This window comes from Corynebacterium gerontici (assembly GCF_003813985.1).
Taxonomy (GTDB): Bacteria; Actinomycetota; Actinomycetes; order Mycobacteriales; family Mycobacteriaceae; genus Corynebacterium; species Corynebacterium gerontici.
This window is the reverse complement of sequence record NZ_CP033897.1, coordinates 637616-654624: the sequence shown is the minus strand read 5'-3', so window position 1 is coordinate 654624 and position 17009 is coordinate 637616. Positions and strand designations below refer to the sequence as shown.

General features: G+C 59.1%; 16 protein-coding genes and 1 pseudogene. 11 read left to right on the top strand and 6 right to left on the bottom strand.

Going from position 1 to position 17009, the window contains the following annotated elements; all coding sequences use genetic code 11:
• Window positions 1–174 precede the first annotated feature (174 nt).
• The 4 genes from CGERO_RS03090 to CGERO_RS03075 all read right to left on the bottom strand — a co-directional run bounded on the left by CGERO_RS03090 (window position 175) and on the right by CGERO_RS03075 (window position 5982).
• A complete protein-coding gene (locus CGERO_RS03090) occupies window positions 175–1617 on the bottom strand; it encodes an aldehyde dehydrogenase family protein (protein ID WP_123933427.1) in 1443 nt (480 codons plus the stop codon).
• A gap of 96 nt (window positions 1618–1713) precedes the next feature.
• The gene (locus CGERO_RS03085; RefSeq protein ID WP_123933426.1) at window positions 1714–2622 is read right to left on the bottom strand and encodes an AraC-like ligand-binding domain-containing protein; all 909 of its coding nucleotides are present in this window, start codon (window positions 2620–2622) and stop codon (window positions 1714–1716) included.
• Window positions 2623–2693: 71 nt separating this feature from the next.
• Window positions 2694–4550 (bottom strand): FAD-binding monooxygenase, encoded by a 1857-nt coding sequence (locus CGERO_RS03080; RefSeq protein ID WP_123933425.1) that lies wholly within the window; start codon window positions 4548–4550, stop codon window positions 2694–2696.
• Between the two features lie 55 nt (window positions 4551–4605).
• A complete protein-coding gene (locus CGERO_RS03075) occupies window positions 4606–5982 on the bottom strand; it encodes an MFS transporter (RefSeq protein ID WP_123933424.1) in 1377 nt (458 codons plus the stop codon).
• 237 nt (window positions 5983–6219) lie between these two features.
• Here CGERO_RS03075 and CGERO_RS03070 point away from each other — a divergent pair, with 237 nt between their 5' ends.
• The 8 genes from CGERO_RS03070 (at window position 6220) to CGERO_RS03035 (ending at window position 14505) form a co-directional block, all read left to right on the top strand.
• On the top strand, window positions 6220–7698 hold the full coding sequence (locus tag CGERO_RS03070; protein WP_123933423.1) for a fumarylacetoacetate hydrolase family protein: 1479 nt from the start codon (window positions 6220–6222) through the stop codon (window positions 7696–7698).
• Window positions 7676–8341: a GntR family transcriptional regulator gene (locus CGERO_RS03065; RefSeq protein WP_123933422.1), complete on the top strand. Its 666-nt coding sequence runs from the start codon at window positions 7676–7678 to the stop codon at window positions 8339–8341. Before CGERO_RS03070 ends, CGERO_RS03065 begins: the two co-directional genes overlap by 23 nt.
• Window positions 8342–8367: 26 nt before the next feature.
• Window positions 8368–9864, top strand: a complete 1497-nt coding sequence (gene hpaE, locus CGERO_RS03060; protein ID WP_123933421.1) for a 5-carboxymethyl-2-hydroxymuconate semialdehyde dehydrogenase — start codon at window positions 8368–8370, stop codon at window positions 9862–9864.
• A 22-nt stretch (window positions 9865–9886) separates the two neighbouring features.
• A complete protein-coding gene (hpaD, locus tag CGERO_RS03055) occupies window positions 9887–10954 on the top strand; it encodes a 3,4-dihydroxyphenylacetate 2,3-dioxygenase (RefSeq protein ID WP_123933420.1) in 1068 nt (355 codons plus the stop codon).
• Between the two features lie 76 nt (window positions 10955–11030).
• On the top strand, window positions 11031–11816 hold the full coding sequence (gene hpaH, locus CGERO_RS03050) for a 2-oxo-hept-4-ene-1,7-dioate hydratase (protein ID WP_123933419.1): 786 nt from the start codon (window positions 11031–11033) through the stop codon (window positions 11814–11816).
• The gene (locus CGERO_RS03045; RefSeq protein ID WP_123933418.1) at window positions 11801–12583 is read left to right on the top strand and encodes an HpcH/HpaI aldolase family protein; all 783 of its coding nucleotides are present in this window, start codon (window positions 11801–11803) and stop codon (window positions 12581–12583) included. Before hpaH ends, CGERO_RS03045 begins: the two co-directional genes overlap by 16 nt.
• 3 nt (window positions 12584–12586) lie before the next feature.
• A complete protein-coding gene (locus tag CGERO_RS03040) occupies window positions 12587–14050 on the top strand; it encodes an NAD-dependent succinate-semialdehyde dehydrogenase (protein WP_123933417.1) in 1464 nt (487 codons plus the stop codon).
• A gap of 56 nt (window positions 14051–14106) precedes the next feature.
• Window positions 14107–14505, top strand: a complete 399-nt coding sequence (locus tag CGERO_RS03035; RefSeq protein ID WP_123933416.1) for a hypothetical protein — start codon at window positions 14107–14109, stop codon at window positions 14503–14505.
• Here CGERO_RS03035 and CGERO_RS03030 read toward each other — a convergent pair.
• On the bottom strand, window positions 14502–14912 hold the full coding sequence (locus CGERO_RS03030) for a hypothetical protein (RefSeq protein WP_245998873.1): 411 nt from the start codon (window positions 14910–14912) through the stop codon (window positions 14502–14504). The genes CGERO_RS03035 and CGERO_RS03030 overlap by 4 nt on opposite strands.
• 16 nt (window positions 14913–14928) lie before the next feature.
• Window positions 14929–15240 (bottom strand): annotated as a pseudogene (locus CGERO_RS10875) (class I SAM-dependent methyltransferase); the annotation flags it as partial.
• 30 nt (window positions 15241–15270) lie between these two features.
• Here CGERO_RS10875 and CGERO_RS03020 point away from each other — a divergent pair.
• The 3 genes from CGERO_RS03020 to CGERO_RS03010 all read left to right on the top strand — a co-directional run bounded on the left by CGERO_RS03020 (window position 15271) and on the right by CGERO_RS03010 (window position 16825).
• Complete coding sequence (locus CGERO_RS03020; RefSeq protein ID WP_164470249.1) at window positions 15271–15819, top strand: NADPH-dependent FMN reductase; 549 nt, start codon at window positions 15271–15273, stop codon at window positions 15817–15819.
• Window positions 15820–15822: 3 nt separating this feature from the next.
• Window positions 15823–16107, top strand: coding sequence for a hypothetical protein (locus tag CGERO_RS03015; RefSeq protein WP_123933412.1), 285 nt, complete (start codon window positions 15823–15825; stop codon window positions 16105–16107).
• Between the two features lie 145 nt (window positions 16108–16252).
• On the top strand, window positions 16253–16825 hold the full coding sequence (locus tag CGERO_RS03010) for a hypothetical protein (RefSeq protein ID WP_123933411.1): 573 nt from the start codon (window positions 16253–16255) through the stop codon (window positions 16823–16825).
• Window positions 16826–17009 lie beyond the last annotated feature (184 nt).

Genomic DNA, 17009 nt, shown 5'->3' with positions numbered 1-17009 from the left:
TATGAAACGGCGGCGACTTTCCTCAAGGCGCTAGACCACTGTTGCGCACGCCGAGCTATTCAACGCATTTTCTCGGGGCTGGGCTATCCAAACCCAAGGGATCTGAAACGCATAACGACGGCACCGGGAGGTGAATCTTCCCGGTGCCGTCGTAGGGCGAGTCAGCGAATGCTTCTAGCTACCGTAGTGGAGCCAAACTGCCTTGGTTTCGGTGTAGCACTCGATGGCCTGCGGGCCCATCTCGCGGCCCCAGCCGGACTGCTTGTAGCCGCCCCAGGGTGCAGCCATGTCTGGGATCGGCAGCATGTTGACGAACACCGCGCCGGAGCGAAGGCCGTTGGCAATCTTCTGGCTTTCGGCAATGTCCTTGGTCCACACAGCAGCGGCGAGGCCATATTCGGTGTCGTTAGCGCGAGCGATGACTTCATCGAGTCCGTCTTGGCCTTCGTATTGCATGACTGAAAGCACGGGGCCGAAGATTTCTTCCTTGGCGATCGTGTTTTCGTCAGAAACACCGGTGAAGACGGTGGGCTCAACAAAGAAACCGTCGCGGTCGATGCGCTTGCCGCCCGTGACTAGCTCGGCGCCTTCCGAGCGACCCGCCTCAATGAGGTTGGTGACGTGGCCGAGGTGCTTTTCAGAAACGACCGGGGTGAGCTGCGAGTTTTCATCGGCGCCGGGGCCTACGTTCATGGAGGAGGCGGCACCAGCAAGCTTTTCGACGAACTCGTCGTGCACCTTGCTGTCCACGTAGAAACGGGTGTACGCGGCACACACCTGGCCGGAGTTCAACAGCGCGCCACCCACATTGCCCGCCACGGCAGCATCAATGTCTGCAGAAGAGGTGATGATGGAAGGAGCTTTGCCACCCAGTTCCAAGGTCAGACGCTTGAGGTTGGAATCTGCTGCTGCGTGGGTAATGGCTTTGCCTGTGGGCGTGGAGCCTGTGTAGGAGAGGTGATCCACATCCATGTGGGAACTCAACAGAGCACCGACGTTGCCGGCACCAGTGACGATATTCACGACGCCAGCGGGCACACCGGCCTGCTCGCAGATCTCCACCAACTTGATGGAGGTCAGCGGGGTAACTTCCGAAGGCTTAATCACGACGGTGTTGCCGGTGGCAAGTGCGGGAGCGAGCTTCCAGGCCAGGATCATGAGCGGGAAGTTCCACGGGGTGATCAGCGCATTGACGCCCACTGGTTCACGCTTGGTGTAGTGCAAGGTGTCGGGGAAACTGACGGGGTTTGTGGTGCCCTGAATCTTGGTCACGAACCCGGCGAAGTAGCGGAAGTGATTTGCTGCACCGGCGACGGAAACCTGGCGTGCCACACCAATTGGCTGGCCCTGATCCAGGGTCTCAAGTTGAGCGAATTCCTCAGCGTTCGCCTCAATGAGATCGGCGATCTTGAACAAGACCTCGGCGCGTTGGACTGGGAGCAGGTTTGCCCACTCCCCTGCCAGCGCAGAGCGAGCTGCGGCTACTGCCTCATTCACCTGGGCTTCATTTGCACTGGCGACGTTAGCAATCACTTCGCCGGTGGCGGGGTTGTAGGACTCGATGGCATCCGCTGCGCCATCGACCCATTGACCATTGATGTACTGCTGAGTTTGCATGCTGCATCCCTTCGTTTCGGTGATCTAGACCATGAGTGTAGGTGAGCCAGCTCACCCAATCTTGTGTTTTGGTGCGCCGAAATTAGCCAATAGTGCTCAGCGTCTCCGCGCGGCACTGGGACTCTCACCAAAGCGCTCCTTGAACGCCCGAGAAAAATACGCGGCATCCGGCATCCCACATTCGGCGGCAATCGAACTAATGGGCATGGATGCGCAGGATTGATCAACTAACATCGAATGAGCCTGATCCAACCTCCGCGCCTTAATCGTCGCGGCCACCGTGGTGGCGTGATCACTGTAGAGCGAGTGAAGGTAGCGCACAGAGATGAAGTGTGCCTGCGCAATAGTTTTCGGATTCAGATCAGGGTCACTCAGATGCGTATCGATGTATTGCTCGATATCTCGCAGCAGGCGACCCTTAGAATCCAGGCCAAAGCCGGAGTCCTCAGCCGCGGCCATCAGGACGGGCCGAATCATCGCCACCACCATTTCTGCAAGCTGCGCCCCAGCACGGGTACCCAACTCACTGAAATTATGAGCAAGTTCGCTTAGAAACGCGCTCACTGCGGAGCTCACGGCGAAACCCTTGGTCAGGGAGATGGCGGTGAGATTCGCCAGCACCTTTTCTGAGAGCCCGAAATCTTTCTTCGGCACCATCACCACCAGCAGGGTGCAATCAGAGCAAAAATCCAAAGAATAAGGACGCGTTGTGTCATAAATGACGATGTCGCCTTGGCTAAAACGCACCGAACGCCCATCTTGGCGAAGCACACCCTGGCCATCGATAATCTGACTCAACTTGATATAAGCCTCGGAAGGCCCCGCGATCAGCTCCGCGGTGCGTCGCACAGAATGGGCACTCGCCGCAATATGCACGAACGTGGTTCTCCCCACGTCGTGCCGCTGCACGGTCCCCTGGAAGGATTCCGGCGATGGGGCGTCGATAAGCAAAGGCACCACCGTGCTGTTGACCGCATTGCGAAACTCAGCGATTCCAATACTCATAGCAACCTCCTGGTGACCATTATGCGCTTCAAGGCGCCGACGGAGTCCGCCGACGCCTTGAAATGACTGGTTTAGCGCTCGATGAGCACGTCTTCAAAGACTTCGCTCAGCAGCTCGGGAGCGTCCAATGGCAGCACCGCAGCCACGTACTGATCCGGGCGCACCACCACGACCGCACCTTCGGTCGCAATTTCGCGTTCTTCAAAGATGTTGTGATCAGGCAGCAGCGAGTACACCTTCTCGTAGTTGCTCACCTTGAAAGGACCACACTTCGGGAAGAACACCTTCGGCACCTCGTTGAGATCCACCTCGGTGTGCAACGCCGGGTACACGATCTTGGTGTCGAACATTGCGTCCTCATCGCCGGGCAGCGTGTAGCGATTCTGCGGTGAAGCGGGATCATTGGCGAACCACTGCGCCCACTGTTGCGCCTTGGTGTCTTGCCCGACGCCATCAGCAAACACGTAGATGCGATAACGGCCATCGGCCTTTGCATGGTGACCCAAGTGGATGGGGTTGGCGTCCGCAACGCGGCAAACCTGGGCGGACTTGAATCGCTTGCCCACGGGGAAGCCCTTGGCCAGATCCTGATGATCTTTATTGCCAGTGAGGCTAGATTCGCGGTACTCCGTCATGAAACCTGCTGGGAATTCAGCGGTCCGAACGTAGTAGTCCTCCAGGTAGCTGGGGTTCTCCAGCTCTTCGGTTGGGGTAGCCATCAACGTGGACCACTCACGGTCAAAGTCGATGAGGTTCTTGGCAATTTCCTTGCGCTCCTCACCGTAGGTGCGCAGCAGGGTTTCGGGGCTACGTCCGTCAAGCACATAGCCCAGCTTCCAGCCGATATTGAAGCCATCTTGCATGGACACGTTCATGCCTTGACCCGCCTTAGCAGAGTGCGTGTGGCAGGCATCGCCGGTGATGAACACGCGCGGTTCGGGGCACGCATCGGAGAGGTTATCGAACTTGTTGGCCAAGCGGTGTCCCACCTCGTACACCGAGTGCCAGCACACTTCCTTCACGTCCAAGGTATAGGGGCTCAGGATGTTATTGGCCTGCTCGATGATCTCTTCAATGGTGGTGTTACGCACTTGGCCATTGTCGTTTTCATCCACCTCACCCAAGTCCACATACATGCGGAAGAGGTAGCCACCTTCGCGGGGGATATGCAGGATAGAGCCGTGCTTGGAGTTAATCGCGCACTTGAGACGGATGTCCGGGAAGTCAGTCTCTGCGATGACGTCCATGACGCCCCAGGCGTGGTTTGCCGCCTTGCCTTCGAGTCGACCGCCTATGGCCTTGCGAACGCCAGAACGAGCGCCGTCACAGCCCACCACATACTTGGTGTGCACGGTGCGCTCTTCACCCGAGTCCACGTCACGAAGCTGTACCTTCACTGGGTACTCGCCCTCGCCAACCTCCAGGCCAAGGAACTCGAAGCCGAAGTTTGGCTTCATCCGCGAAGGCGAACGATCCATGAATTCTGCGAAGTAATCCAGCACGCGAGCCTGGTTGACGATCAAGTGTGGGAATTCGGACACGCCGTGCTCATCGTCAAGAGTGCGAGCGGTGCGGTGAATTTCTTCAGGAGCGTCTGCCTTGGGCTTCCAGAAAGCCATCTCTGTGATGCGATACGCCTCGTCGGTGATTTCTTTGGCAAAGCCGAATGCCTGGAAGGTTTCTACCGAACGTGCCTGGATACCGTCCGCCTGGCCGATTTCCAGACGATGGGGGCGGCGATCGATGATGCGGGTGTGCACATTCGGGAACATCGATAGTTGCGCTGCCGTGATCATGCCTGCAGGACCTGCGCCAACGATGAGCACGTCCATTTCGTCCGGCAGCTCATCGCTACGGTCGAGTCCGAGACCCGCCGCAGGCAGAACCCGGGGATTGGTAGAAACATAGCCGTGGTGGTGGAATTGCATGACGTCTCCTAGAAGTGTCGTGTGCGTTGTAGCGAACTACACCGCAAGGGTTTGGTTATGCGGTACTCCAAACGAAGGGGCGCTCGCGCTGCTCTTCTTCGTGTAGAGGCCCAAGTGGGACGTTTGTTTTGTCGCGGAGTGCGATCGTTGCCAGCAAGCCAACGACGGTCATAAACACCAAGTAGTAGGTCACTGCTTGGGTGCCACCCGTGGCGTCGACAAGCGATTCTGCAATCGTGGGGGCGAAAGCGCCGCCCAAGATCGCGCCGATGGCATAAGAGATGGATACGCCGGAGAAGCGCACCGAAGCCGGGAAGATCTCTGCATACATGGCAGCCTGCGGGCCATAAGTGAAGCCGGTGCCGATGGTCAGCAGCGCCAGGCCAAAGAACAGCGAGATGCCACTGCCCTGGTTCACCAGCGGGAAAAGCGTGAACACGCCGCCGAGCTGCAGCAAGAAACCCAAGATGTACGTCTTCTTGCGGCCGATAAGGTCAGAAACCTTGCCCGAAAGCAGAGTGAACACCAGCCAAGATGCGGCCGAGCCGGTGACTGCCAGCAGCACAGTGTCACGAGTCAGGCCAACGGGGCCTTCGGGATTCGAAGCGTACTTCTGGATCCAGCCGCCGGTGGTCATGTACCCCACCGCATTGTTACCTGCAAAGACGAGGGCTGCAAGGAACACCAGCATGCCGTTCTTCTTCAGCAGGGAGCCGATGGGATTGCTGTTTTGTTCTTTACGCTCGGCGATTTCTTTGAACACTGGGGACTCATCCACCCCACGGCGGATGAAGTAGCCCAGGCCAATGAGCACCACGCTCACCAGGAACGGGATGCGCCAACCCCAGTCGAGGAAGGCATCGCCGGGGGCAATCAGGCTCATCAGCGCCAGCATTCCGGAAGCAAGAAGGAGTCCGAGCGGCACGCCGATCTGGGGCGAGCAGCCATACCAGCCACGCTTGTGATCTGGCGCGTGCTCCACTGCCATGAGGACCGCGCCGCCCCATTCGCCACCTGCAGAAATACCCTGCAGGACGCGAAGCAAAATGAGCAGAATCGGCGCGGCAACACCGATGGAGGCGTAGGTGGGCAGCAGACCAATGACTGCGGTAGCTGTACCCATGCCCATGAGCGTCACCATCAGTACGACGCGACGACCAAACTTATCGCCGAAGTAGCCGGCGAGGAACGCGCCGAAAGGACGGAACAGGAAGCTCAGTCCAACGGTAAGGAAGCTAACGACGGTAGCGGCCTGCGCACCGAGCCCAGCGAAGAACAGCTTGTTAAACACCAAGCCTGCTGCGCTGGCGTACAGGAAGAAGTCGTACCACTCGATGGCGGTACCCACCGTTGTAGCCAGAGCTACTCGACGCTGCTCGTTGGTGCTACGCACCTCATCGCCGGGCAGCACACCGTTTGTGTTCGAACTCATCGAACCTCCTTGAAAATATTTGATCTCATCCACGACCCCGCATTTCGACGTTGTGGTTTGAAACACTTTACGCGGTGAAGCACGTGGATTTTGCCAGTATTGCAGGTGCCTAGCGTCACAGTTTCCTGTGACCCACCAGCATACTTTTCAAATTTTGTGATCCACACTACTTGCGGGGTTAGAAGCCATCATATATGATTTGCCACAAACGTCAAGAACTCACAGAAAGGAGGCTTCATGGAGATCCTGAGCAAGTTGCCTGCTACACCGGGGAAAATCATCGCCGTGCACGTGGCGTTCGAATCACGCGCCGCGCAGCGAGGACGTCGCCCGAAGCAGCCGTCATATTTCATGAAGGCCACCAGTTCCCTTGCAGACTCCGGACAGGTCGTTCGCCCGGCCGGATGTGAGCTTTTAGCTTTTGAGGGTGAAATTGCCCTCATCATTGGACGCGAAGGCAAAAATATCCCCCTCGATCAGGCCTGGGATTACGTTACAGCCGTCACCGCCTCCAATGACCTGGGCATATACGACTACCGCGCACAGGACAAGGGCTCGAATACCCGCTCCAAGTCCCGCGATGGTTACACCCCCGTAGGCCCGGAGCTTATCGACGCCCGCGAGGTCGCCCCCGACCAACTCCGCATTCGCACCTGGGTCAATGGAGAGCTTGCTCAAGAGGGCACCACCAGCGAGGAAGACCTCATCTTCCCGCTGCCACAGTTTGTTGCCGACCTTTCTCAACACATGACGCTCTACCCCGGCGACATCATCTTGACCGGCACCCCTGCCGGCTCCACGGTGGTGCAACCCGGCGACGTCATGGAGATTGAAGTTGACGGCAATGGCCAATCCTCCGGCAAGTTGCGCACCGAGGTAGTTGAAGGCCCCGGCGATTTCGACGAGTCCGTGGGCATGCTGCCGAAGGTCGATGACAAGCAGCGTGAAGATGCATACGGTTCACGCGAAGCCGCAGGGCTCAGCGATGGTCTCTCCGAGTCCCTGAAAGCCAAGCTCGAAGCAACCCCCACTGCCGGGCTCTCCGCACAGCTTCGCAGCCGCGGACTCAACCAAGTAGTCATCGAGGGCGTTTATCCTCAAACCCCCGGTACCAAGATGGTGGGCGTGGCCAAAACACTGCGCTTTGTGCCCGGCCGCGAGGATCTATTCAAGTCCCACGGCGGTGGCTACAACACCCAAAAGCGTGCATTCGATGCGCTCAAGCCCGGCGAAGTGCTCGTGATTGAGGCACGTCAAGAACCTGGATCCGGCACCCTAGGCGACGTGCTCGCCATCCGCGCGAAGGATCTTGGCGCTGCAGGCATCGTCACCGATGGTGGGGTGCGCGACTACGCCGCAGTGCAGGAAGTTGGCCTCCCAGTGTTCACTCAAGGCGCACACCCTGCGGTGCTCGGCCGCAAGCATGTGCCTTGGGACATGGATCTGCCGATCGCTTGCGGCAACGCCACCGTGGTGCCCGGCGATGTGATCGTTGGCGATGACGACGGCGTAATCGTGATTCCTCGCGACATCGTCGAGGAAGTCGTCGACGCGGCCATTAAGAAGGAACATCAGGACGAATGGGTTGCCGAACGCGTGGCGGAAGGCAACCCCGTCGGCGGACTTTTCCCACCCACAGGCGAGTGGAAACAGCAGTGGGAGGAGTACCTCAAGCAGAACCCGGTACCGGATTATGGCAGTAGTCGAGCAGAGTAAAACTGAGCGGGCTTATGAGTGGATTAAGGAGCGGATTCACTCGCACGAATTCGCCCCGGGCCACCGGCTGGTGCTGAGCAGTATTGCCGATGAGTTATCGGTAAGCCCCGTGCCTATCCGAGAAGCCATCCGCCAGCTTGAGGCCGAGGGATTGGTAACATTCGCCCGCAACGTCGGCGCGAGGGTCACCATGATTGAACCCGAACGCTACTCAAACCTGATGGAGTCCGTGGCAGTGCTCGAAGGCGTTGCCACTGCTCTATCGGCTCCGCACCTGAGCGCCGATGCCATCACAGAAGCCCGCGAGTTAAACGCGAAGCTCGAATACTCCACCACCAATCTCGATCCGGTGGAATTCACAGAACTGAATAAACAGTTCCACCAAGTGCTGTTTAGCCAATGCCCAAATGAGCATCTCTTGAATTTGGTGTACAGCGAATGGGAACGCTTGGACTACGTCCGGGAATCCACATTCGCCTTCGTACCGATGCGCGCACTGGCCTCGGTAAGGGAACACGAACAAATCGTCGCCCTGATCGAGGCGGGCGCCGAAGGCTCATACGTAGAGAAGGTGGCCCGACAACACAGGCTCAACACTATCGAAGCGTACAAGGCCAGCGGCGGCTCGAAGCCCAACACCTAACAACAAACACCGAAAGGACCGATTCCATGGCACCGAAGAACCTGCCAGAGAAGATCCAGCATTACATCAACGGCGAATGGGTCGATTCCATCGACGGCGACACCTTCGACGTCATCAACCCAGTCACCAACGAGCCCTACATCAAAGCAGCCTCCGGCAAGGTCGAAGACATCGACCGCGCAGTCAAGGCCGCCAAGGAGGCCTTCGATAACGGCCCTTGGCCCAAGATGCTGCCCCGCGAGCGCTCCCGCATCCTGCACAAGATCGCCGACATCGTCGAATCCCGCGAGGACATCCTCGCTGAAATGGAATCCTACGACTCCGGCCTGCCCATCACCCAGGCGCTCGGCCAAGCACGTCGCGCGGCTGAAAACTTCCGATTCTTCGCTGACCTCATCGTTGCTCAGCACGATGATGCCTTTAAGGTCCCCGGCCGCCAGGCAAACTACGTGAATCGCAAGCCCATCGGCGTCGCAGGCCTAATCACCCCATGGAATACTCCCTTCATGCTGGAGTCCTGGAAGCTCGGCCCGGCGCTGGCCACCGGCAACACTGTGGTGCTCAAGCCTGCAGAATTCACCCCACTCTCAGCCTCCCTGTGGCCTGGCATCTTCGAGGAGGCCGGCCTTCCTAAGGGCGTATTCAACCTCGTCAATGGCTATGGCGAAGAAGGCTACGCGGGCGACTCCTTGGTCAAGCACCCCGACGTGCCACTCATTTCCTTCACCGGCGAGTCCCGCACCGGCCAGATCATCTTCGGCAACGCCGCGCCCTATCTCAAGGGCCTGTCCATGGAGCTCGGCGGCAAGTCTCCGGCCGTGGTCTTCGCAGATGCAGACCTGGACACCGCCATCGACGCCACCATCTTCGGTGTGTTCTCCCTCAACGGTGAGCGCTGCACCGCCGGTTCCCGCATCCTGGTTCAGCGCGAGATCTACGACGAGTTCGTGGAACGCTACGCAGCACAGGCAAAGCGCGTGAAGGTTGGCCTGCCCGAGGACCCCAAGACCGAGGTGGGCGCCCTGGTACACCCTGAGCACTTTGAAAAGGTCATGAGCTACGTGGAAATCGGCAAGGAGGAGGCTCGCCTTGTTGCTGGCGGCGGCCGCCCGGAGGGCTTCGAGGAAGGCAACTTCGTCCAGCCCACTGTCTTTGCAGACGTTTCCCCTGATGCCCGGATTTTCCAGGAGGAAATCTTCGGCCCCGTCGTTGCCATCACCCCCTTCGACACCGAAGAAGAAGCACTCGAGCTGGCCAACAACACCAAGTACGGTCTCGCTGCCTACATTTGGACCAATGATCTCAAGCGCGCCCACAACTTCGCGCAGAACGTGGAGGCCGGCATGGTCTGGCTCAACTCCAACAACGTCCGTGACCTGCGCACCCCATTCGGCGGTGTGAAGGCATCCGGCCTTGGCCATGAGGGCGGCTACCGCTCCATCGATTTCTACACCGATCAGCAGGCCGTGCACATCAACCTCGGCGAAGTGCACAACCCCGTCTTCGGCAAGCAAGAAGACTAATCCACCACCTAAGGAGCACATCATGAGCACTCAAGCACCAGACATTTTGCGTTGCGCCTACATGGAGATCGTCGTCACCGACCTCAAGGCATCCCGCGACTTCTACGTCGACGTCCTTGGCCTGGTTGTCACCGAAGAAGAGGACAACGCCATCTACCTGCGCACCTACGAGGAATTCATCCACCACAACCTTGTGCTGCGCCAGGGCCCAGAGGCGGCAGTGGCAGCCTTTTCCTTCCGCGTCCGTTCGCCGGAGGATCTGGACAAGGCAGAGGCCTTCTACAAGGAGCGCGGCTGCCGCGTGGAGCGCAAGGCAGACGGATTCGTCAAGGGCATTGGCGATTCGGTCCGCGTTGAAGACCCGCTCGGATTCCCCTATGAGTTCTTCTACGAGGTCAAGCACGAGCGTCGAATGGCTTGGGACTACCAGGCACACATCCCCGGCGCGCTGGTCCGCCTGGATCATTTCAACCAGATCACTCCGGACGTCCCGAAGGCCGTGGAGTACATGGAGGACCTGGGCTTCCGTGTCACCGAGGACATTCAGGATGACAAGGGAACGGTGTACGCGGCCTGGATGCGTCGTAAGCCTACGGTTCACGACACTGCAATGACTGGTGGCGATGGCCCACGCATGCACCACATTGCCTTCGCTACGCACGAGAAGCACAACATCATCGCGATCTGCGACAAGCTCGGTGCACTGCGCCGCTCAGACGCTATTGAGCGAGGCCCCGGTCGCCACGGCGTGTCCAATGCTTACTACCTCTACCTGCGCGATCCGGATGGTCACCGCGTGGAGATCTATACCCAGGATTACTACACGGGCGATCCAGACAACCCGCGCGTGACTTGGGATGTGCACGATAATCAGCGTCGCGATTGGTGGGGCACCCCCGTCGTTCCTTCCTGGTACACCGACGGTTCCCGAGTGCTCGACCTCGACGGCAACCTGGTTGAGCTGACCGAACGCACCGATGCCTCTGAGCTGGAAGAGACGATCGGCGCCGACGGCTTCTCTTACACCCGCCCGGGCGAGGAGATGCCGGATTACAAGAAGGGCGAGTACAAGCTGGGCCACCAGCTCTAAGCTTTTCGACGCCCCCGCGTCACATTTCCATGGCGGCGGCTTCGGCCGCCGCTTTCTTTGTTTGAAGGAGCACAACGTGCTGGATAAAGACACAATTATTCAAATCGCGGATGACCTTGCCAAGGCTGAGGCCGATCGCACCATGATCCCACTGCTAACGAAGCGCTACGAGGACATGACCGTGGAGGATTCCTACGCGGTACAAAACGAGTGGCGTCGTCGCGGTATCGAGGCGGGTCGCCGTCCGGTTGGCCGCAAGATTGGTCTGACTTCAAAGGTGATGCAGCAGGCCACCGGCATTACTGAGCCTGATTATGGCGCGATCTTCTCGGACATGGTGTTTGAGAATGGCTCGGTGATTGAGCACGCCCAGTTTTCCAACGTCCGCATTGAAACCGAGCTGGCCTTCGTGCTCAAGGAGCCACTGCAGGGCCCCAATGTCACCATCTTTGACGTGATGAAGGCTACGGACTACGTCATCCCTGCCCTGGAGATCTTGAGCTCGCGCATCGAGATGGAAGGCCGCACGATCGTGGACACCATCTCAGACAATGCGGCCATGGGCGGCATGGTGTACGGCGGCAATCCGGTCAAGCCACATGACGTTGATCTGCGCTGGGTGGCGGCGCTGCTGTATCGCAACGAGGTGATTGAGGAATCGGGTGTCGCTGCCGCGATCCTGAATCACCCGGCCACCGGTGTAGCTTGGCTTGCCAATAAGCTCGCGGCCCACGGCGATTCACTGGAGGCTGGCGAGATCATCCTCGCGGGATCCTTCACCCGCCCAATGTGGGTATATGAGGGCGACACGGTGCACGCAGACTTCGGACCACTTGGAGCGATCACATGCAAATTCGAGTAAACCTCCCCCAAACGTTTAGCGAGCACGTCCGCGATACCAGCGGTGTGGCCACCGGTTTGTGGGTGTGCTCCGGCAGCCCAGCCGCAGCGGAAATTCTTTCCCTTTCCGGCGCTGAGTGGCTGCTCATCGACGGCGAGCACTCCCCTATCGGTCTGGAGTCCATTTCCTCCCTGCTGCGCGCAGTGGCTGCGGGGCCGGCTACCCCCGTGGTGCGCGTACCAGTACTGGACACCGCTCTGATCAAGCAGTATTTGGATCTAGGTGCCCAGAACATCATGGTGCCGATGGTCCATACCGGCGAAGACGCCGCTAACGCCGTCGCAGCGATGCACTACCCACCAAAGGGTGTCCGCGGTGTGGGCAGTGCTTTGGCTCGATCCTCACGTTGGAACCGTGTGCCCGGCTACCTGGATCAGGCATCGGAGACGGTGAGCTTGACGGTGCAAATCGAATCGGAGCAGGCGGTGCACAATTGCGAGGCGATCGCCGCGACTGAGGGTGTGGATGCCGTATTTATTGGGCCTTCGGACCTTGCGGCGTCGATGGGCTTGCTTGGCCAACAGTCTCACCCTGATGTGCTCAAAAACGTGTATCACTGTATTGAGGTGGTCAAACAAGCCGGGAAACTGGTTGGTGTGAACGCCTTCAACCTAGAACAGGCTCAAGAATACGTTGACGCCGGCGTGGATTTCATCGCCATCGGTGCCGACGTGCAGATCTTGGCCTCGCAATCCCAGGTGCTCGCGGGCACCTTTGAAAAGGAGTAGCACATGAATGTCGAGCAATTACTAGCCAAGGTGCCCACCGGTGTGTATATCGGCGGACAGTGGCGCGAGACCGGCGAGACTTTCGACGTTGAAAACCCTGCAACCGGCGAGGTCATTGCCACGTTGGCGTCGGCAAGCTCCGACGATGCGCGGGCGGCTCTGGATGCGGCCTGCGATGTGCAAGAGGAATGGGCGCGCACCTCCCCGCGCGAGCGTTCCAATATTTTGCGCAAGGCCTTCGAGCTGGTCACCGAGCGCGCAGAAGAATTTGCCACGCTCATGACCCTGGAGATGGGCAAGCCGCTGAGCGAGGCTCGCGGTGAAGTGACCTACGGTGCTGAGTATCTGCGCTGGTTCTCCGAGGAAGCGGTGCGTGATTATGGCCGTTATGCCCCAAGCCCCGAGGGCAATCTGCGCATGCTCACGGTGAAAAAGCCCGTAGGCCCCTGCCTGTTGATTACCCCTTGGAACTTCCCGCTGGCGATGGCTACGCGCAAGGTTGCTCCGGCGATTGCCGCTGGCTGCACGATGGTGCTGAAGCCCGCGCGCCTTACGCCGCTGACCGCGCAGTATTTTGTGCAAACCATGATCGATGCGGGCCTGCCCGAAGGTGTGCTCAACGTGGTGGCATCGAAGTCCGCATCGGCAATTTCCGAGCCACTCATGGCGGATCGCCGCCTGCGCAAGGTGAGCTTCACCGGTTCTACCCCAGTGGGCGTGACGTTGCTCAAGGCCGCTGCCGACAATGTTCTGCGCACCTCCATGGAGTTGGGTGGCAACGCGCCATTCATCGTGTTCGCTGACGCCAACTTGGACAAGGCTGTGGAAGGCGCCATGGCTGCGAAGATGCGCAATATTGGCGAGGCTTGCACCGCGGCGAATCGCTTTATCGTGCATAAAGACGTGGCTGAGGAATTTGCGCACCGCTTCGCTGAGAAGATCGAGGCACTCAACCTTGGCAATGGCCTTGAAGAAGGCGTGACCTGCGGGCCCCTGGTGGAAAAGAAGGCGCAGGATTCCGTCGCTGAGCTGGTAGACGATGCCGTGGAAAAGGGCGCGAAGGTGCTCTGCGGGGGCAAGAAGCTAGAAGGCAATGGCTATTTCTACGCGCCTACAGTGCTTGTCGACGTCCCACGCGAAGCACGAGTGGCGCAAGAAGAAATCTTCGGCCCCGTGGCTCCCGTGATTACGTTCAGCACGGAGGACGAGGCAGTAGCCATCGCAAACGATACCGAATATGGCCTGGCATCCTACGTGTTCACGGAATCGCAGCGCCGCATGATGCGCATGAGCCACCGTCTGGAGTTCGGTCTCATGGGCGCGAACTTGGGCGTGATCTCCAATGCGGCGGCACCGTTCGGTGGAGTGAAGCAGTCCGGCATGGGCCGCGAGGGTGGTGCCGAAGGTATTGAGGAATACACCTCTATCCAGTACATCGGACTGGAAGATCCCTTCGCATCTGAGTAACCCGCTCATACGAAAGCGCGGCGCACGGGTAGCCTGAAAAAGAAAAGGAGGTTCCCGTGCGCTTTTCGCGTCTCGTCTTAGCCCTACCGCTGGCACTGTGCGCATGTTCCAGCGGCTATCAAGCACATTTGAGCGCCGCCGAGGATGTTCTGCGCATCGAGGTACAAGGAGCATCCTTCGTGGAAGAAGGCAGCCTGTTCCTCAAAGTTGGCTCCGAACAAGAAGCCCTTCCCACTGAAGCCCCGGCGAATGGTTTTGGCGGCGTGACGCACTTTGAGTACGAGCTGGAAAATGAGCACGTTGTGAAGGTGCAATCCCACAAGTCCGGCCCAACGGACCGCATGTGGCGCGGACCTTTTGGTGAATGCGTGATGCGCGAGAACCAAGCGGATTACTCGTTTGAGCACGCGGCCGAGTTGGTAGCGGTTCTCGAAGAAGCCGCGAAGCGCTGCTAGAGCTTGCCCACGCGCAGCAGCAGCGGGAAGTGCACTGTCCGGATTTCGGCCTCACCCCAGGCGGCTTCGAGCTCCGAGCGCAGGGCATCCAAGGGGTTAACGCCATGGGCATCGGTGTAATGTCGCACTGCGCTCCAGGTGCCCAGGTAGCCCATGAGGCGCTCAAAGCTCCAGGTGAGCGTGCTAGCGAACTCCGGCGTGGGCACTTCCTCAAAGGGGAATGGGATGGTGGCGTAGTGCTCATCCACATAGCGGCGCTGCGGAACCCAATAGGGGCCAATCACCTCGGTATAAAAGCGGCGGATCACGGCGTCCACGCTGGGGGTGATGCTCAACAGGGCGTAGCCCACCACCACAAGATAAGGCTCCCGGGCGAGCCACGCGGCACGCCTCGGCGTAGAAGGCATCGAAATCGAAGCAATGAATGGCTTGCGCCACCGTGATGGCGTCGAAAAGCTTGCCAGCAAAGCTGGTGTGCTCGGCTGCTTGCACGGAGTAGGCGATCTTGGGCCGCGGCGTGGCGTGCTCGATTTGCGAGCGGTTGAGGTTCGTGACGTGGACGTGTTCCGCCCAGCTACCAAGTAGGACGGCGAGCTGCCCCGTGCCGGAGCCGCAGTCCCACACTTGGGTGGGGCGTTGGTGGAGGGTCCGTAGGAAGTCAATGAATTCTGGGAGGTACGTGGGCCGGAACTGTGCGTATTGATGAGATCCGGTGCTGAACGTTTGTGCAGGCATCGCGTGGGGAATGAAGGTAGAGTGGGCAAAATGAATGACGCGACAACAAAAAGCATCGGCATCTATGTAGGTTCTATCCGCGAAGGACGCAACGCAATCGACGTTGCTCGCTGGGCAAAGGGATTAAGTGAAGGCTTGGACGCCGAGTTTGAACTCATCGACCTGGCCGATCACATCCTCCCCCACATCGCCACCCCGAAGCCGCCGGCAGCCTACGAAGGTAAGTATCCAGAAGCACAAGTGCGCGAATGGGCCGAACTCATCGATAGCTTCGATGGCTTCATCTTCGCCACCCCCGAATACAACGCGAGCGTGCCCGGCACCATGAAGAACAATTTTGACTCCATCTATGGTGAATGGGCCGATAAGCCCGTGGGTTTCGTCGCCTGGGGTGGTAATGGCGGCGAGTCCGCGGTGCGCCATTGGCACGATATTGTCCAGCGCGTAGGCATGAAGCCCGTGGGCGAGGACGTGCTCCTGCCTTTCCGCGAGGCATTCAAAGACCACAAGCTCGCCGCCACCGAGGAACAAGAAGCCGCGATGAAAGCACTGCTTGAAGCCGTGGTGAAGGAAGCCTAAGACATGATGCGCAAGTTGCTTGCCGACAGTGCGATCCTAGTGCTGGCCGGATGCAGTGCCTCTTCGGATGATTCGAGTGCGAAACCCGAGCAGTGGCAGAAAACTGCAAAGATTTTTAATCATGTGCTCGACCACGCCGATGAGTACGACTTCGACATCGAAGATGCCTCATCCACTTACGATTATTCGCTTGTCGACGCCAACGGCGACGGCCAAAAAGAATTGCTCCTGCGCAAAAGCCCCAACGCGGCGATAGGTTCTGTGCTCGTATTTTGCCGCCGACCCTGAACACAACCAGGCGATACTTGCAGATACAGCATTAAAAGACGGCGTCGCATCGGCTGGCGGTAGCCGTTATCGCATCGCGGGAACCAAAAGCGAACACGGCATTATCGCCAGCAGCGGCGAGGCCGCCAGCGGGGCGACAACCGCGGTGCTCTACACCATCGATGGAGCATCCTTGGTAGACCAAGGCCAATGGGAATACACCGCTGGCCCATCCGGCACGCCGGAAAGCCTGGAAGCAGCAGAGGCAGAACTGGACTGGGAAAATATCGCTCAGCGTCCCTTTAACGAGCAACCAGATCTGTTGCGCAGCAACCCCGGCGATCTACCAAACATTGAAGGTGAAACAGGTGGCCAGGACGCTGCAAGCGCGAAGTCAGAAGAAAAAACGAGCAATCGCAGCATCGAAGACGTAGTTGATGGTCGATCCAAAGCGGACTTCCCCACCTTCAGCGGCGATGCCAGCAGCGCCAACCCCAACTATGTTCCCAAGACCTCACCGCAGTTCGCACGCGCGGTGTATAACGCCTTTATTTTGGAGTGGATCTACAACGCCAACACCACACCCGTATTGGAAGTGGCCTCGCCGGTAACTGGGCAAACATACACGATGACCTGCGTGCAGAATACTTCGGTGACGTGCCGCGGCGGCAACGACGCGGTGGTGTATATCTACCCGCCAAGCCCCTATGCTCCACCAGACGGGGTGCAGTGGGGATAGCAATCGGCACCGGTGGCCAGGTGCCACTCCGAAGCCGGGTAAAACGCTCGGAGATTGCTTGAATCCCTATGCGATCCTCCGGGCTACCGGCGCGGGAGGCGGTGCTCGGGAAGGCCGGGGGTCGAATCCCACATGCTGGTGCTAGCCGGTTGCTAGCTGGGCCTTCCCATGAGAAAACCCGGCG

Bases quoted from the DNA above. Each gene is read 5' to 3' on its own strand.
- CGERO_RS03090 (WP_123933427.1), bottom strand. From the start codon at position 1,617: ATGCAAACTCAGCAGTACATCAATGGTCAATGGGTCGATGGCGCAGCG.
- CGERO_RS03085 (WP_123933426.1), bottom strand. From the start codon at position 2,622: ATGAGTATTGGAATCGCTGAGTTTCGCAATGCGGTCAACAGCACGGTG.
- CGERO_RS03080 (WP_123933425.1), bottom strand. From the start codon at position 4,550: ATGCAATTCCACCACCACGGCTATGTTTCTACCAATCCCCGGGTTCTG.
- CGERO_RS03075 (WP_123933424.1), bottom strand. From the start codon at position 5,982: ATGAGTTCGAACACAAACGGTGTGCTGCCCGGCGATGAGGTGCGTAGC.
- CGERO_RS03070 (WP_123933423.1), top strand. From the start codon at position 6,220: ATGGAGATCCTGAGCAAGTTGCCTGCTACACCGGGGAAAATCATCGCC.
- CGERO_RS03065 (WP_123933422.1), top strand. From the start codon at position 7,676: ATGGCAGTAGTCGAGCAGAGTAAAACTGAGCGGGCTTATGAGTGGATT.
- hpaE (WP_123933421.1), top strand. From the start codon at position 8,368: ATGGCACCGAAGAACCTGCCAGAGAAGATCCAGCATTACATCAACGGC.
- hpaD (WP_123933420.1), top strand. From the start codon at position 9,887: ATGAGCACTCAAGCACCAGACATTTTGCGTTGCGCCTACATGGAGATC.
- CGERO_RS03045 (WP_123933418.1), top strand. From the start codon at position 11,801: ATGCAAATTCGAGTAAACCTCCCCCAAACGTTTAGCGAGCACGTCCGC.
- CGERO_RS03040 (WP_123933417.1), top strand. From the start codon at position 12,587: ATGAATGTCGAGCAATTACTAGCCAAGGTGCCCACCGGTGTGTATATC.
- CGERO_RS03030 (WP_245998873.1), bottom strand. From the start codon at position 14,912: ATGCCTTCTACGCCGAGGCGTGCCGCGTGGCTCGCCCGGGAGCCTTAT.
- CGERO_RS03020 (WP_164470249.1), top strand. From the start codon at position 15,271: ATGAATGACGCGACAACAAAAAGCATCGGCATCTATGTAGGTTCTATC.
- CGERO_RS03015 (WP_123933412.1), top strand. From the start codon at position 15,823: ATGATGCGCAAGTTGCTTGCCGACAGTGCGATCCTAGTGCTGGCCGGA.